The 16,047-nt window shown below is 72.3% G+C and carries 14 protein-coding genes; 9 read left to right on the plus strand and 5 right to left on the minus strand.

The window, feature by feature from the left end; all coding sequences use genetic code 11:
* Positions 1–11: 11 nt before the first annotated feature.
* Positions 12–674: a response regulator transcription factor gene (locus ABZS40_RS18875; protein ID WP_238682145.1), complete on the minus strand. Its 663-nt coding sequence runs from the start codon at positions 672–674 to the stop codon at positions 12–14.
* Positions 671–1,900, minus strand: coding sequence for a histidine kinase (locus ABZS40_RS18880; RefSeq protein WP_354944492.1), 1,230 nt, complete (start codon positions 1,898–1,900; stop codon positions 671–673). The genes ABZS40_RS18875 and ABZS40_RS18880 overlap by 4 nt, the downstream gene beginning before the upstream one ends.
* Before the next feature lie 155 nt (positions 1,901–2,055).
* On the opposite strand from ABZS40_RS18880, the gene fabG reads away from it, so the two are divergent.
* The 4 genes from fabG (at position 2,056) to ABZS40_RS18900 (ending at position 5,530) form a co-directional block, all read left to right on the plus strand.
* Entirely contained in the window at positions 2,056–2,811 is a 756-nt protein-coding gene (gene fabG / locus ABZS40_RS18885) for a 3-oxoacyl-ACP reductase FabG (RefSeq protein ID WP_354944493.1), read from the plus strand.
* A gap of 27 nt (positions 2,812–2,838) precedes the next feature.
* Complete coding sequence (gene fabI / locus ABZS40_RS18890; RefSeq protein WP_354944494.1) at positions 2,839–3,606, plus strand: enoyl-ACP reductase FabI; 768 nt, start codon at positions 2,839–2,841, stop codon at positions 3,604–3,606.
* A 100-nt stretch (positions 3,607–3,706) separates the two neighbouring features.
* Entirely contained in the window at positions 3,707–4,735 is a 1,029-nt protein-coding gene (locus tag ABZS40_RS18895; protein ID WP_354944495.1) for a ferrochelatase, read from the plus strand.
* 15 nt (positions 4,736–4,750) lie between these two features.
* Positions 4,751–5,530, plus strand: coding sequence for an HAD-IIA family hydrolase (locus ABZS40_RS18900; RefSeq protein ID WP_354944496.1), 780 nt, complete (start codon positions 4,751–4,753; stop codon positions 5,528–5,530).
* Between the two features lie 51 nt (positions 5,531–5,581).
* On the opposite strand, the gene ABZS40_RS18905 is transcribed toward ABZS40_RS18900, so the two are convergent.
* The gene (locus tag ABZS40_RS18905) at positions 5,582–6,376 is read right to left on the minus strand and encodes a hypothetical protein (protein ID WP_354944497.1); all 795 of its coding nucleotides are present in this window, start codon (positions 6,374–6,376) and stop codon (positions 5,582–5,584) included.
* Between the two features lie 184 nt (positions 6,377–6,560).
* Between ABZS40_RS18905 and ABZS40_RS18910 the strand changes: the two genes are divergently transcribed.
* On the plus strand, positions 6,561–7,373 hold the full coding sequence (locus tag ABZS40_RS18910; protein ID WP_354944498.1) for a DUF3097 domain-containing protein: 813 nt from the start codon (positions 6,561–6,563) through the stop codon (positions 7,371–7,373).
* Between the two features lie 33 nt (positions 7,374–7,406).
* On the opposite strand, the gene ABZS40_RS18915 is transcribed toward ABZS40_RS18910, so the two are convergent.
* Positions 7,407–8,708 (minus strand): serine hydrolase domain-containing protein, encoded by a 1,302-nt coding sequence (locus ABZS40_RS18915; protein ID WP_354944499.1) that lies wholly within the window; start codon positions 8,706–8,708, stop codon positions 7,407–7,409.
* Positions 8,709–8,828: 120 nt separating this feature from the next.
* Between ABZS40_RS18915 and ABZS40_RS18920 the strand changes: the two genes are divergently transcribed.
* The 4 genes from ABZS40_RS18920 (at position 8,829) to ABZS40_RS18935 (ending at position 13,848) form a co-directional block, all read left to right on the plus strand.
* Entirely contained in the window at positions 8,829–9,302 is a 474-nt protein-coding gene (locus ABZS40_RS18920) for an NfeD family protein (protein WP_354944500.1), read from the plus strand.
* 5 nt (positions 9,303–9,307) lie between these two features.
* On the plus strand, positions 9,308–10,414 hold the full coding sequence (locus ABZS40_RS18925; RefSeq protein WP_354944501.1) for an SPFH domain-containing protein: 1,107 nt from the start codon (positions 9,308–9,310) through the stop codon (positions 10,412–10,414).
* A gap of 133 nt (positions 10,415–10,547) precedes the next feature.
* A complete protein-coding gene (locus ABZS40_RS18930; protein ID WP_354944502.1) occupies positions 10,548–11,315 on the plus strand; it encodes a hypothetical protein in 768 nt (255 codons plus the stop codon).
* A gap of 331 nt (positions 11,316–11,646) precedes the next feature.
* Complete coding sequence (locus ABZS40_RS18935) at positions 11,647–13,848, plus strand: transglycosylase domain-containing protein (protein WP_354944503.1); 2,202 nt, start codon at positions 11,647–11,649, stop codon at positions 13,846–13,848.
* A 283-nt stretch (positions 13,849–14,131) separates the two neighbouring features.
* Here the strand turns inward: ABZS40_RS18935 and ABZS40_RS18940 are convergent, their stop codons facing one another.
* The gene (locus ABZS40_RS18940) at positions 14,132–15,979 is read right to left on the minus strand and encodes a thiamine pyrophosphate-requiring protein (protein ID WP_354944504.1); all 1,848 of its coding nucleotides are present in this window, start codon (positions 15,977–15,979) and stop codon (positions 14,132–14,134) included.
* Positions 15,980–16,047 lie beyond the last annotated feature (68 nt).

Here is a 16,047-nt window from a genome sequence, read left to right on the forward strand (position 1 = left end):
GCTCCACAGGGCTACTCGCCGGCGGCCACCAGACCCGTCTCGTACGCCAGCACCACGGCCTGGGCCCGGTCGCGCAGACCCAGCTTGGCCAGGATCCGCCCGACGTGCGTCTTCACTGTCTGCTCGGCCACCACCAGGTCTCCCGCGATCTCCGCGTTGTTGCGGCCCCGGGCGATCAATCGCAGCACCTCGGTCTCGCGGGGGGTGAGCCCGGCCAGGTCGGTGGGGCGCGGGCGGCGGCGGTCCGGACGGTTCGCGAACTCGGCGATCAGGCGGCGGGTGACCCCCGGGGCGAGCAGCGCGTCCCCGGCCGCCACCACCCGCACCGCCTGCACCAGATCGGCCGCCGGGGCGTCCTTGAGCAGGAACCCGCTGGCCCCGGCGCGCAGCGCCTCGTACACGTAGTCGTCCAGGTCGAAGGTGGTGAGGATGAGCACCCGGGGCCGCTGCGTCGACCGGTCACCGAGCAGCTTGCGGGTGGCCTCCAGCCCGTCCATGACCGGCATCCGCACGTCCATCAGCACCACGTCCGGGTCGAGGTGGCGGGCGGCGGCCACCGCCTGCGCGCCGTCGGCGGCGTCTCCCACCACCAGCAGATCCGGTTGGGCGGCGAGCAGCGCGCCGAAACCCTGCCGGACCATCGCCTGGTCGTCGGCGATCAGCACCCGGATCATCGGTCCCCGCTCTCCGCGTCGTACGGCAACTCGGCCGCCACCGCGTAACCCCCGTCGGGCAGCGGCCCGGCGGTGAACGTACCGCCCAGCGAGGTGGCCCGCTCCCGCATGCCGGTCAGCCCGTGCCCGGAGCCGCCGTCGGCGGTCGGTCGGACGTCGGCCGGGGAGTTTTCGACGCGTACCCCCAGACCGGACCGGCCGGCGCGGACGGTGACCCGCACCGCGGCGCCGGCCGCGTGGCGGGCCGCGTTGGCCAGGCCCTCCTGCACGATGCGGTACGCGGCCAGCCCGACCGGCGCGGGCACCCGGTCGGCGTTGACCGGCTCGGCGTCCAGGGTGACCCCCAGCCCGGCCCGGCGTGCCGCGTCGACCATCGCGCCCAGGTCGGTGAGGTCCGGCTGCGGCGCGGTCTGCGGCCCGCTCGTCTCGCTGCGCAGCACCCCCAACAGCCGCCGCATGTCGGTGAGCGCGTCGCGGGCCGACGCGGCGATGGCGACGAACTCCGCGGCTGCCGGGGCCGGCACGTCCGTCAGCCGGTACGGGGCGGTCTCCGCCTGCACCGCGATCAGCGACATGTGGTGTGCCACCACGTCGTGCAGTTCCCGGGCGATGCGGGTGCGTTCCTCCAGCACCGCGCGGCGCTCCTGCTCGCGTTCGCTCAGCTCGGCCTGCGCGGCCAGCGCGTGCCGGGACAGCCGGTTGCGGCGGATCAGGTCGCCGACGATCGCCAGCGCGCCGAGCAGCAGCAGGACGGGGACCCGGTTGTCGGGATGGACCAGGGTGAGCACCGGCACCGTGCTGATCGTCACCACCCAGGCCAGCACCGGCCGGTCGACCCGTGCGACGACCACCGCCAGCACCGCGATCGACCCGAGCGCCAGCGGCGGGGTCCACGGCCAGGCCTGGTCGGCCGGAGCGTTGAACGTGCAGATCAGCAGGGCCAGCACCGTCAGCCGCCAGGCCAGCAGCGGACGCCGGGGCAGCGCCAGCAGCGGCGCCACCGTCATCGCCGCGAACAGGAGCGCGATCGGCGGCGGCAGGCCCCAGTCGCTCTCCACCGTCAGCGTGATCAGGAAGAGGCCGAGCGCGGCGAGCAGGCCGACCGGGGCGGCGTAGCGGGCCGGCCCGGGCCAACGGGCCAGCAGCGGCCGTTCGGGCCGGGCGTCCGGGCCGAGCGCTGTCTGCCGCAGGGCCCGCAGGGCCACCGCGATCGGATGCCGGTTCACCACCCGGAGGCTACGGGCCGACCCCGCCACGAGGCGTGCCACCAGGGGTTGATACCGGTGTCGTACCCCAGTGTGACGCGACTCCCGTTAGCGCTTACCTACCGGTAACGCCTAGGCTCCGACGCGTCCGTGCTGACCATTCGCAAGGGGGAACAGTGGCCCGTACCGTGCTGGTGACCGGGGGCAACCGGGGAATCGGCCTGGCCATCGCGCAGGCCTTCGCCAAGCAGGGCGACCGGGTGGCGGTCACCCACCGAGGCGGCGGAGTGCCCGGTGCCGGCGCAGCCGAGCCGGGGTTTGGCGCAGGCGGAGCCGGCCAGCAGGGCAGCCTGTTCGGCGTCCGCGCCGACGTCACCGACGCCGCCTCGATCGACGCCGCGTTCGCCGCCGTGGAGGCCGAGCTGGGTCCGGTCGAGGTGCTGGTCGCCAACGCCGGGATGACCGCCGACACGCTGCTGCTGCGCATGACCGAGGAGCAGTTCACCGACGTGGTGGACACCAACCTCACCGGCGCGTTCCGGGTCGCCAAGCGGGCCTCCGGCAAGATGCTCCGCGCCAAGTGGGGCCGCATGATCTTCATCTCCTCGGTGGTCGGCCTCGCCGGCGGCGCCGGGCAGGTCAACTACGCCGCCAGCAAGGCCGGCCTCGTCGGCGTCGCCCGCTCGATCACCCGGGAGCTGGGCAGCCGCAACATCACCGCGAACGTGGTGGCGCCCGGCTTCATCGACACCGACATGACCGCCGGCCTCACCGGCGACCGCAAGGCGGAGATCCTCAAGTCCATCCCGGCCGGCCGGATGGCCAGCCCGGACGAGGTCGCCGCCGTGGTCACCTGGCTGGCCTCGGACAGCGCCGGGTACGTCTCCGGCGCCGTCATCCCGGTCGACGGCGGCCTCGGCATGGGCCACTAACCCTTTTGACTACGGAGGAAATCTGCGATGTCCGGACTGCTCGCCGGTAAGCGGCTGCTCGTCACCGGTGTCATCACCGACGCCTCGATCGCCTTCTCGGTGGCGAAGCTCGCTCAGGAGAACGGCGCGCAGGTCGTGCTCACCGGCTACGGCCGGCTCTCCCTGGTCGAGCGGATCGCCAAGCGGCTGCCCGAGCCGGCGCCGGTCATCGAGGTGGACGTCACCAACACCGAGCACCTGGCCGGCCTCGCCGACCGGGTACGCGAGCACGTCGACGGCCTCGACGGTGTCGTGCACTCGATCGGCTTCGCCCCGCAGAGCTGCCTGGGCGGCGGCTTCCTCGACGCGCCCTGGGAGGACGTGGCGACCGCCCTGCACGTCTCCACCTTCTCGTACAAGTCGCTGGCCATGGCGGCGCTGCCGCTGATGTCGCCCGGCGGCGCGGTGGTCGGTCTGACCTTCGACGCGACGAAGGCGTGGCCGGTCTACGACTGGATGGGCGTGGCCAAGGCCGGCCTGGAGTCCGCGTCCCGCTACCTGGCGCTGCACCTGGGCAAGCAGGGCATCCGCAGCAACCTGGTCGCCGCCGGGCCGCTGCGCACCATCGCCGCGAAGTCGATCCCCGGCTTCGACCAGTTCGAGGACGCCTGGGCCGAGCGCGCCCCGCTGGGCTGGAGCCTCACCGACCAGGAGCCCGCCGCGCGGGCCTGCCTGGCGCTGCTCTCCGACTGGTTCCCGGCCACCACCGGCGAGATCGTCCACGTCGACGGCGGCTACCACGCCATCGGTGCCTGACGCTGCACCGTGACGCTCCCTGGTCACCGTCCGCGTGATCCACGCGTCCGGACCAGGGGGCGTCGCCGGGACGTCCCGGCCGAGGGGCGAGAATGACCCCATGTCGTACGACGCGGTGGTGCTGGTGTCCTTCGGCGGGCCCGAGCGGCCCGAGGACGTGATGCCGTTTCTGCAGAACGTGACCCGGGGCCGGGGTGTGCCTCCCGAGCGACTGGCCGAGGTCGCCGAGCACTACCAGCACTTCGGTGGGGTGTCGCCGATCAACGAGCAGTGCCGGGACCTGCTGGCCGCCGTCCGCGCCGACTTCGCCGCGCACGGTCTCGACCTGCCCCTCTACTGGGGCAACCGCAACTGGGACCCGATGCTCGCCGACACCGTGACCCAGATGCGCGACGACGGGGTCACCCGGGCGTTGGCCTTCGTCACCAGCGCGTACGGCGGCTACTCGTCCTGCCGGCAGTACCAGGAGGACATCGCCGCCGCCCGTGCCGCCGTCGGCCAGGACGCCCCGGTGATCGAGAAGCTGCGTCAGTTCTGGGACCACCCCGGCTTCGTCGAGCCGCACGTCGACGCGGTCCGGGCGGCCCTGGGCCAGCTCGACCAGGCGTTGCGGGACACCACCCGGCTGGTCTTCACCGCCCACTCCATCCCCGGCTCGATGGCGGCCAACGCCGGCCCGCACGGCGGCCGGTACGAGGCGCAGCTGCACGAGACCGCCCGGCTCGTCGCCGCGGCCGCCGCACCCGACCTCGGGTACGACCTGGTCTGGCAGAGCCGCTCCGGCCCGCCGCAGGTGCCGTGGCTGGAGCCGGACATCAACGACCACCTGACCGCCCTCGCGCAGGCGGGCACCACAGCTGTGGTGGTCAGCCCGATCGGGTTCGTCTCCGATCACCTGGAGGTCGTGTGGGACCTGGACACCGAAGCGCTGGAGACGGCGAAGCAGCTCGGCCTGGACTTCGTCCGGGCCGGCACGCCGGGCACCGACCCGCGCTTCGTGACCATGGTGCGTGAGCTGGTCACCGAGCGGACCGACCCGGACGGCGCGCAGCTGCGCCGCCGCCTGGGCGAGCTGCCCATGTGGGACAGCTGCCCCACAGTCTGTTGCGTGCCGACCCGTCGCCCCTGACCTCTGAGGATCATCATGCATGACCGTAAGCCCGTGCAGAGTTGGCTGACCGACATGGACGGCGTGCTGGTGCACGAGGGCCAGCCGGTGCCCGGCGCCCCGGAGTTCATCAACCGGATGCGCGCCTCCGGCAAGCCGTTCCTGGTGCTGACCAACAACTCGATCTACACCCCACGGGACCTGACGGCCCGGCTCAGCCGGATGGGGCTGAACGTGCCGGAGGAGTCGATCTGGTCCTCCGCCCTGGCCACCGGCCAGTTCCTCGCCGACCAGCGGCCGGGTGGCACCGCGTACGTCATCGGTGAGGCCGGGCTGACCACGGCGCTGCACGCCGTCGGCTACGTGCTGACCGACTTCGCCCCCGACTACGTGGTGCTCGGCGAGACCCGCACCTACAGCTTCGAGGCGATCACCAAGGCCGTCCGCCTGATCAACGACGGCGCCCGGTTCATCTGCACCAACCCCGACGTGACCGGCCCGTCCGTGGAGGGCGCGCTACCCGCCGCCGGCTCGGTCGCCGCCATGATCTCCAAGGCGACCGGGGTCGAGCCGTACTTCGTCGGCAAGCCCAACCCGATGATGATGCGCTCGGCGCTCAACACCATCAACGCGCACTCGGAGAGCACCGCGATGATCGGTGACCGGATGGACACCGACATCCTGTGCGGCCTGGAGGCCGGGCTGGAGACCATCCTGGTGCTCACCGGGATCAGCAGCCGCACCGAGGCGGAGCGTTACCCGTACCGGCCGTCCCGGATCATCAACTCGGTCGCGGACCTGCTCGACGAGATCTGACCAGCCCTGGTCGCCCTCGGCCACCGCGCCGCCGTGTGGTGCCGGCGGTGGTCAGGGGCGCAGGGGGGCGTTGCACGCGGCCACCAGCGCCTGCCGGCAGGCAGCGGTGAGTGGCCGCAGTGCCGCGTCCCGTTGCTGCGCCTCGTAGTTGTTGATCGCACCACCCGGGGCGGCGTGCCCGGCCAACGCCAGCACCCGGTCGAGCACCGCGGCCCGGGCGAAGAGCCGGCGGGCTCGCGGGTCGAAGCCCGGTGGCAGATCGGTGGTGCCGTCCGGGCGGCGCAGCGCGGCCAGCGCGCCGGCCAGCTCGGGCCGCCACTGGGCCACGTCGAGGCGGGTCAGCACGGCGGTCGTCTCGGCCAGCGCGGCGGCCAACTCGGCCTCCGCCTCGGCGGCGCCCGGCAACGAGAGTGACGCGGCGGGGGCGTTGGCCGGCAGCGGGTAGACCCGCCAGAGCACCGTCTCGAAACAGTCTCCGGAGCCGGAGGTGTGCAGCCGCACCTGGGGAATCAACCCGAGCCCGCCGGCGACCACCGCCTCGCCCGTGACCAGCGCCGCACCGGCGAAGTCGCCGGGGCCGGGCAAGCCCCTCGGGTCGCCCGGCGCGGGCAGCACCAGGCGGATCTCGTCCGGGGAGAGCTTGGCCAGGGTGGGCAGCGCGGCACCCAACGGGACGTCGGTCCAGGTGCCCGGGGCGTCCGCGACGAGGTGTTCCTCGTCGCCGGCGATGGCGTCGGCGACCTCGTCGTACGGCACCAACCCGGCGCGCCACGCGCGCACCCAGGCAACGAACCGGCTGGACCGGCGCGGCGCGAGTGTGACCGCGCCCGTTGCGGGGGTGGACATGCCGAAAGGGTACGTGGTCACGACCGGCCCTGTCTCGGCTGCCGCTCCGGTCGCCCGGCCTGCCCCCAACTGCCCTGTTCGCCCTGATCCCCGCCCCTCGAAGCGGGTGTGCGGCCGACGGTCGGAGCGCGGGGCGGTGTGTCGGGGAGTGAGGTCGGCGCGGGCTGGGGTTAGCGTGATCGACATGGCGGGGCGATACGGCGAGGACGTGTTGGCGGGCGACTGGCGACGGCGCAAGGTCACCCCCGAGGTGGACGCCGAACCGGATCTCGTGGTCGAGGACGCCGACTCCGGGTTCTGCGGCGCTGTGGTGGGCTTCGAGGCCGGCGCTGTGGTGTTGGAGGACCGGCACGGTAAACGGCGCAACTTCCCGCTGCTGCCGGCGGCGTTCCTGCTCGACGGCAGCCCGGTGACGCTGCGCCGCCCGACCCGCGCCGCGGTGCCGGCGGCCCGTCGGCGGACCGCGTCCGGTTCGGTCGCCGTGGACAACGTCCGGGCCCAGGTGGCGAAGGCCAGCCGAATCTGGGTGGAGGGCATCCACGACGCCGCGCTGGTCGAGCGGATCTGGGGCGACGACCTACGGATCGAGGGCGTCGTGGTCGAGCCGTTGGACGGCATCGACGCTCTCGACGCGGAGGTACGCGACTTCGGCCCCGGCCCGACCCGACGACTCGGCGTGCTCGTCGACCACCTGGTGCCGGGCAGCAAGGAGAGCAGGATCGTCGCCCGGGTGAACTCGCCGCACGTGCTGGTGACCGGGCACCCCTACATCGACGTGTGGCAGGCGGTCAAGCCGGCCGCGCTGGGCATCGCGGCCTGGCCGGTGGTGCCGCCGGGACGGCCGTGGAAGAAGGGGGTCTGCGCGGCCCTCGGGGTGGCCGAGCCGGCCGACATGTGGCGGCACATCCTGTCCCGGGTGAACAGCTTCGCCGACGTGGAGACCCCTCTGATCAACGCCATGGAACGCCTCATCGACTTCGTCACCGAGCCGGCCTGACCGCCTGGTCCGCCAGATCCGCCCGGCGGCGGGTCAGGGAACCTCGTCCGGGTTGCGCGTGAAGACGAACGTGGCGATGTCGACCGCCCGCGCCCGTCCGCTGTCGTCGCGCAGCACCGACAGGATCTCGCCGTTCTCCGGGCCGGAACGTCCCCGCCAGCGGTCCGGCCCCTCGGCGGTGAACCGGCTGACCCGCTCACCGCGTACGTGCGCCACCAGGTCACCCGCGTCCCAGCTCAGGTCCAGCGAAGTGCCCATCCACCACCAGCGACCGGTCAGCTCGGCCAGCTCGGCCGCGGGCGCGGCGGTGGCCGGCCGCCACGGCTGCGGGAACGCCGGCTCGGCGTCCAGCACGGTGGTCAGCAGTTGGCGGCCGAGCCCGGTGATCGGGAAGCCGTACGAGTTGGCGAAGCCGACCACGGCGGTCCGGGTGGGTCGGTGCACCAGGAGGGCGGCCACGTACCCGGGCATCGAGCCGCCGTGCCCGACGTACACGCGCTCGCCGTCCCGGTAGAGCTCCAGCCCCAGGCCGTGCCCGCCGGTCCAGGAGTCGAGGTCGCTGATCACCACGGGGGCGCACATCTCGGTCAGGGTCTCGGCGGCCAGCACCGACGGGTCGGGGTCGGCCAGGAACGCGGCCCAGCGACCCAGGTCCTCGATCGTCGACCAGAGCTGCCCGGCGGGGGCCATGGCGCCGGTGTCGGTACGGGGTTCCTCGCGCACTGTGCCGTGCCAGGGGTGGACGACGTAGCCGCGGGCGTACGGCTCGGTGGCCGCGTAGGTGGTGCGGCGCAGGCCCAACGGGGTGAGGATCCGTTCGTCGAGCAGGTCGGCCCAGGATGTCCCGGTGAGCCGTTCGAGCAACCCGCCGAGCAGCCCGTACGCCAGGTTGGAGTAGTGGTACGCGCGGTGCGGCGGGTAAGCGATCTTGTCGGCGTCGACCTCGGCGAGCAGTGTGGTGAGGTCGACGCCCGCCGCCCGCTCCCACCAGTCGCCAGCGGGTTCGCGCTGGATGCCGCTGGCGTGGCCGAGCAGTTGGAGCACTGTGAGCGCGCCCACGCCGGTGCCCGGCAGGTGCTGCTCCAGCCGGTCGTTGAGGGCCAGCCGGCCGGCGTCGCGCAACTGCATGATCAGGGTGGCGGTCATCGTCTTGCTGATCGAGCCCACCCGGTACTGCAGGTCGACATCCGGGCGGGGGTGGTCGCCGGCGAGCGCCAGATGCGCCAGCGTGCCGTCGCGGACCACGCCCAGCACCAGCGACGGGGTGTGACCGTCGGCCTGCGCCTGGGCGACCCGGGTGTCGATCTGTCGGGCGGTCTCGGGTAGCAGGGTCAACGAAATCTCCTCGGGTCGGGCCGCCGATTCGTGGTGTTTTGGCGGGCCGGAAAGGGCCTCGCCGAGCTTACTGATCTTCGCGGGGAGGTCGCGCGTGCATTTGCGTGTCACGATCGGGGGGTGGACGCCGTCGTGTGGATCGTTGTGGGTGTGCTGCTGGCCGTCGCCGAGATTTTCACGACGACGCTATTTCTGATCATGTTCGGTGCCGGTGCGTTCGCCGCCGCCGGTGCGGCCGCTCTCGGCGCGCCGGTCGCCGTGCAGGCGCTGGTCTTCGCTGTGGTGTCGGCGTTGAGCCTGGTGGTGGTCCGACCGGTCATCCGGCGGCACAGCCGCTCCGCGCTGGAGAGCGGCGAGCAGCCGTTCGGCGTGGAGGCGATCGAGGGCTCCACGGCGCTGGTGCTGGAACGGGTGGACGCCGAGCAGGGTCTCGTCAAGATCGACGGTGAGTTGTGGAGCGCCCGGTCGTACGACACGACACAGGTCTACGACCCCGGTCAACGGGTTCGGGTGATAAAGGTCCGGGGCGCTACCGCCCTGGTGTGGCAGGACGATGTTTCTTCCGCCGGCGAGTTGCCGGAATCGAGAGGGTGAACGGGATGACCTTAATCGGGGTGGTGGTGATCGCGGTGGCGTTGATCGCCGTGATAACGCTGGCCAAGGCGGTGCGGATCGTGCCGCAGCAGCGCCAGGACGTGGTGGAACGGCTCGGCAAGTACAAGCGCACCCTCAGCCCCGGCCTCAACCTGCTGGTGCCGTTCATCGACGCGGTCCGCACGAAGGTCGACATGCGGGAGCAGGTGGTCAGCTTCCCGCCGCAGCCGGTGATCACCTCGGACAACCTGGTGGTGTCGATCGACACGGTTCTCTACTTCAAGGTGGTCGACTCGGTCCGGGCGACCTACGAGATCTCCAGCTTCCTCCAGGCCATCGAGCAGTTGACCGTGACCACGTTGCGTAACGTGATCGGTTCGCTCGATCTGGAGCGGGCGCTGACCAGCCGCGACGAGATCAACCGGCACCTCTCGGGTGTGCTGGACGAGACCACCGGCCGCTGGGGCATCAAGGTGACCCGGGTCGAGATCAAGGCGATCGAGCCGCCGGCCAGCATCCGCGACTCGATGGAGAAGCAGATGCGCGCCGAGCGGGACCGCCGTGCGGCGATCCTGACCGCCGAGGGGCACAAGCAGTCGGTGATCCTCACCGCCGAGGGTGACAAGCAGTCGGCGGTGCTGCGGGCCGACGGTGACCGGCAGGCCCGGATCCTGCAGGCCGAGGGTCAGGCGAAGGCGATCCGGACGGTCTTCGACGCGATCCACCAGGCCAACCCGAGCCAGAAGGTGCTCGCCTACCAGTACCTGCAGGCTCTGCCGCAGATCGCCCAGGGCAGCGCCAACAAGGTCTGGATCATCCCGGCCGAGCTGACCAAGGCCCTGGAGGGGATGGGTGGCGCGCTCGGCGGGCTGAGCCAGATGGTGGGGGATCTGCCCGCGCCGGAGGCGGCCGAACACGCGAGCCAGGTCGAGCGCGAGGCCGCCGAGGCGGCGCAGGCCGCGGCGGACGCCGCCCAGCAGATCCACGACGAGGTACGCGTCGCCGAGGCGCAGGCCACCGGCGGCCAGGGTCCGAAGGGGCTGCCCGCGCCGGAGCCGGTGTCGCCGACCAGCCTCGTCGAGGACCCGGCCGACCAGCGCGAGCGCGGCTAATCAGGCCTTAATACGAGAAAGACTCATGGGGCGCTCCGACGCCTGCCACGATCGGTCCTAGGACGGGTGGTGACCAGGCAATCGGGGCGCCCCGGCGCGTCGGTGCACCGCTCGACGACGAGCGAGGTGACGCATGAAGGATCCGGCGAATCGGATGTGGTCCTCGGCCCCGGTGCCCGGCGCGCACGACCCGGTCGCCCCGCTGGGCTCCCGGCGCAACGGTGGCGGGTTCGGCGTACTGCCCTTCGTCGGCGAGCCGACCCCGGGCGCCCCCGCCACGAACGCCAGTTGGGCCTGGTCGGTGCGTCGGTTCGCACGCGCGGCGGTCTGGCTGCTGCCCGCGTACGCCATCCTCTACGGCGCGGTGGCGATGGCCAGCGACGGAGGGGTGGGCAACGACCCCTACCCGGCCGACGGCCGGGCGGTGTACCTGATCGGTTGGGTGGCAGCGGTCTGGCTCGGCCTGCTCGCGCTGCTGGCGCTCACCGGGCTGCTGGCCGCGACCCGCAGCCGCCGGGTGGCCGCCGCCGGGCTGCTGGTGAGCATCGCCGGCACCGTGCTGATGCTGCCGTTCGCCGGGTTCGAGGAGCAGACGCCGGTCTTCGGCGCCACCGCGCGGTCGCTGGTCCTGCTCGGGGCGACGTTCTACAGCGCGGGCTGGTTCCTCACCGGGTGGGCGGTGGCCCGCTCGGGCACCTTCAGTCTCGGCGACGGCGTCATGCTGATCATCGCCGCGCCGCTGCTCGGCCTCGGCGGTGCCCTGATCGGCTCGTTGCAGACCTTCGGCGCGATCTTCGTGCTGATCGCCGGCATCGGCATCGGCTACCGCTCCGGCCGCCTGATGCCCCGCGAAACCGCCAGAGATGCCGCCACCGCCAGCCTGAGTAACCCCAACCCCTAACCCACCCCAATCTCATCCCATCCGCCCGCCCCATCCCACCCACCCCATCCCCCTCGGCCCCAGGCCCCCTCGCCCGTTGATCATGAAGTTATTGCTCTCGGCCTCGGCGTGTCATGGCAATAACTTCATGATCAACGCGGGCCGAGCGCCCGGCCCGTGCCCGGCCGTCGCCGGGGTGGGGGCCGGGGTGGGGGCGGGGCGCGGGGCGGGGTGGGGGCGGGGTGCGGGGTGGGGTGCGGGGTGGGAGTTGGCTGGTGGGTGGGCGTGAAGTTGCTGACAATCGCGGGGTGGGGGTGGTCTGTTGGCGGCTTTCATGGCAATCCTGGGGAGCATGGCCGCCCTCCGCTCGCCGCTGTCGCGGCTGTTCACAGTGCTGCTCGCCGGCGTGCTGGCCGGGCTTGTCCTCGCAGTCGCCGCGCTGCCGGGCAACCTGCTGCTCGGGCTCACCGCCCGCTCCGCGCTCGGGTCGTACGCCGCGTTGCCCGCCTCGCTGAAGACCCCGGCCACGCCGCAGCGTTCGTACCTCTACGCCAACGACGGCAAGACGCTGATCACCACGTTCTACGACGTGAACCGCACCGACGTCCCCCTGTCGGAGATCGCCCCGGTCATGCGGCAGGCGATCGTGGCGGCCGAGGACCGGCGCTTCTACGACCACGGTGGCGCGGACCTGCGCGGCCTGGCGCGGGCGCTGGTGGCCAACGTCAAGGGTGGCGGCACCGAGCAGGGCGGCTCGACGCTGACCATGCAGTACGTCCGTAACGTGCTCAAGACCGACCCCACCCGCACCGCCGAGGAGCGCGCCGCCGCCACCGACCCCACCGTCGGGCGCAAGATCCAGGAGATCCGGTACGCGAGCGCGCTGGACAAGAGCCTCGGCAAGGACGAGATCCTCGACCGGTACCTGAACATCGCCTACTTCGGCTCCGGCGCGTACGGGATCGCGGCGGCCAGCCAGCGGTACTTCGGCAAGCCACCGGCGCAGTTGACCCTCGGCGAGTCGGCCCTGCTGGCCGGTCTGGTGCAGTCCCCGGACGCGTACAGCCCGATCAGCGGCGACAAGGACGAGGCGGTGGCCCGCCGGTCGTACGTGCTGGACTCGATGGTCGCCACCAACGCGATCACCGCCGCGCAGGCCGCCCAGGCCAAGGCCGAACCGCTGGCCCTGCACCCCACCGCCCAGCCCAACGGCTGCACCGCCGTCTCCCAGGGCCACGACGACTGGGGCTACTTCTGCGACTACCTGCGCCAGTGGTGGCTGACCCAGCCGGCTTTCGGGGCCACCGTCGCGGAGCGCGAGCAGGCGCTGCGTTCGGGCGGCTACACGGTGGTCACCTCGCTGGACCCGAAGATCCAGGCGACCGCGCAGCAGCAGGCCACCAAGGTCTACTCCTACGACAACAAGCGCGCCCTGCCGATCGCGGCGGTCCAGCCGGGCACCGGGCGGGTGTTGGCGATGGCGGTCAACCGGCACTACAGCCTCGCCGATAACCCGCCCGGGCAGGCGAACTACCCCAACACCGTCAACCCGTTGATCTCCGGAGGAGCCAGCGTCGACGGGTACCAGGCGGGTTCGACGTTCAAGCTGTTCACCATGCTCGCCGCGCTGGAGTCGGGCCGTACCCTCTCCACCGGCTTCGACGCGCCCGCCAAGCTGCCCACCCGGTACCCCGCCGAGGGGCCGGGCAGCTGTGACGGCCACTGGTGCCCGGCGAACGCCAACCCGGACTGGATGGACGGGTACCGGATGATGTGGGACGGCTTCGGTCGCTCGGTGAACACCTACTTCGTCTGGCTGGCCGAGCAGGTCGGCCAGGACAAGGTGGTCCAGATGGCGCAGCGGCTCGGCATCACGTTCCGCGCCGACTCGGACGCCGCCTTCGCCAGGAACAACGCCGCGAACTGGGGTTCGTTCACCCTCGGCGTGGCGGCCACCACCCCGCTGGACCTCGCCAACGCGTACGCCACGGTGGCGGCCGAGGGCACCTACTGCACGCCGGTGCCGGTGGTCTCGGTGACCGGCGCGGACGGCACGAAGGTGCCGGTGGGGCAGCCCTCCTGCAAGCGGGTGCTCGACGTCGACGTCGCCCGTGCCGCTACCGACGCGGCGCGCTGCCCGGTGGGTCAGCAGTCGGCGTTCGGTCAGTGCAACGGCGGCACCGCCACCGGTGTGAACGACATCCTCGACGGCCGACCGGTGGCTGGTAAGACGGGTAGCTCGGAGCAGAACTCCACCGAGACGTTCGTCGGCTTCACCCCGCAGGTCGCGGTGGCCGGTATCGCCGCCAACCCGGACGACCCGGCCGACTCGGTGGGCTCGGCGGTGCAGACCAAGGTGATCGACGCGGTCGCCCGGGTCATCGCCACCGCCGTGAAGGGCCAGCCGCAGAAGGCGTTCGTCGCGCCGAGCCACGACTTGGCCGGCGACCCGCACCGCCCGGTGGAGCGCCCAACGGTCCCAAACCGCCAGCCGGACCCCAGCGACGACAACCCCCGCTCAGCCCTCCAACGCTGGCTAGACCGCCGAGGCTGACCGCCCCACCCTCCGCCCTCCCGCCCGCCCACCCTCACCCGCCCCACCCCCGAGACCCGCCCCACCCCCCCGCGACCCGCCCCGCCCAACCCCCGCGATCTTGCACTTTCGGTCGCCGAATAGCACCTTTTGCGGGGATTTGTCCGCGCAGAAAGTGCAAGATCGGCGCGGGGTGAGGTGGGGCGGAGCGGCGCGAGGTGGGGTGGGGCAAGATCGGCGTGGCGTGGCGTGGCGTGGCGTGGCGTGGCGTGGCGTGGGGTGGCGTGGGGTGGGGTGGGGTGGGTCAGGGTTGGCGGCGGCGGGGGCGGTAGCTGGCCAGGGTGGCGGGGAGGCCGCGGCGGATGATTCCGGCCCAGTCGGTGTCGCCGCGTAGCACCGCCGCCGCGGTCTTGCGGGCCTGCTCGACGGTGAAGTGCGGTGGCAGCATCAGCTCCGCGGGGTCGACCAGGGCGTTGATCACCACCGGCCGGTCGGCGGTGAGCGCCCGGTCCCAGACGTCCCGCACCTGGTCCGGTGAGTCGATCAGCTCGCCGTGCAGCCCGAGCACCTCCGCCCACTGGTGGTAGGCGATGTCCGGCAACTGCTGGCTGTCCGGGAACATCGGCGTCCCCTCGGTGGAGCGCTGTTCCCAGCTGACGAACGCCAGATCCCGGTTGTTGAGCACCAGCACCACGAAGCGCGGGTCGGCCCAACTGCGCCAGTACTTCGCCACGGTGATCAGCTCGTTGACGCCGTTCATCTGCATGGCGCCGTCGCCGATCAGCGCGACCAGCGGCCGGTCCGGGTGGGCGAACTTGGCGCTCAACGCGTACGGCATGGCGCCACCCATGGACAGCAGCGTGCCGGAGAGGCTGGCCAGCATGCTGGGGCGTACCTGGAGGTGTCGGGCGTACCAGGCGGTGGTGGTGCCGCAGTCGACAGCGAGCAGCACGTCGTCGGGCAGCCGCTCGTTCAGGGTGTGGAAGAGCAACTGCGGGTTGACCGGGTCGGCGGTCTGCTCGGCCAGGTCCTGTTGGACCCGGCGCCACGCCGAGGTGGCCTCGGTGATCTCGGCCCGCCAGGCGGTCGGTCCGGGGCCGGGGCCCAGTTCGTTCAGCAACGCCCGCAGCGTGGGGCGGGCGTCGCCGGTCAGGTTCACCTCGGTCGGGTACCGCAGCCCGAGTTGGGTGCCGTCCAGGTCGATCTGCACCGCGCGGGCCTGGCCGGGCGGCGGGTAGAACTCCGAGTACGGCATGTTGCTGCCCACGATCAGCAGCCGGTCGCAGCCGTTCATCAGCTGCCAGCTCGGTCGGGTGCCGAGCAGCCCGATCGCGCCGGTCACCCACGGTTCGCGGTGGTCGACGGCGGTGAAGCCGAGCAGCGCGGTGGCCACGCCCGCCCCGAGCCGATCGGCGATCTCGCGGACCTCGTCGCGCGCGCCGAGGGCACCCTGGCCGACCAGCATCGCCACCCGTTGTCCGCCGCGCAGCACCTCGGCGGCCCGGCGTACGTCAGCCTCCGGCGGGATCGTCGGTGTGCTGCTCGGCGCGTTGCTGGTCTGGTAGTAGCCGTGCGCGTGCGGCGGGTTCGGGACGGCCGGCTCGTCCTGGAGGTCCAGGGGCAGGATCAGGGCGGTGACGGTACGCCGGGCCAGCGCCGTCCGGCACGCCCGGTCGACCAGGTGACGTACCTGCGCCGGGTGGTCGAGCTGGGCCAGGAACGCCGCTGCCACGTCCTTGTAGAGGGCGAGCAGGTCGACCTCCTGGTAGTAGCCGCCGCCCTCGGCGGTGGTCGCGGTGTGACCGACGAGGGCGATGACCGGTTGATGGTCGAGCTTCGCGTCGTACAGGCCGTTGAGCAGGTGGATGGCGCCCGGCCCGCTGGTGACCATTGCGCAGCCCAGTGGCCCGCCGCCGTACTTGACGTGCGCGGAGGCGGCGAAGCCCGCGGTCTCCTCGTGCCGGACCTGGATGAACTGGGCCCGCCCGTTGGTGCGTTGCAGCGCGGAGGTCATGCCGTTGATGCCGTCGCCGGGATAGCCGAAGTACCGGTGTACGCCCCAGCTGAACAGCCGCGACACGATGTGGTCGGCGACGGTCGGACGCCGGGGCAGGGTGCCCGCTCCGCCCGGCGTGGTGTCGTCTGCGCTCACCTGGCTGGTCCTTCCCGTCACGTCCGATGCCTGCGGGCCATTCCCCTTCTTCTTCGGACAAAACACCC

The sequence above is a fragment of the Micromonospora sp. NPDC005324 genome, from assembly GCF_040607155.1.
GTDB classification, from domain to species: domain Bacteria; phylum Actinomycetota; class Actinomycetes; order Mycobacteriales; family Micromonosporaceae; genus Micromonospora; species Micromonospora trifolii.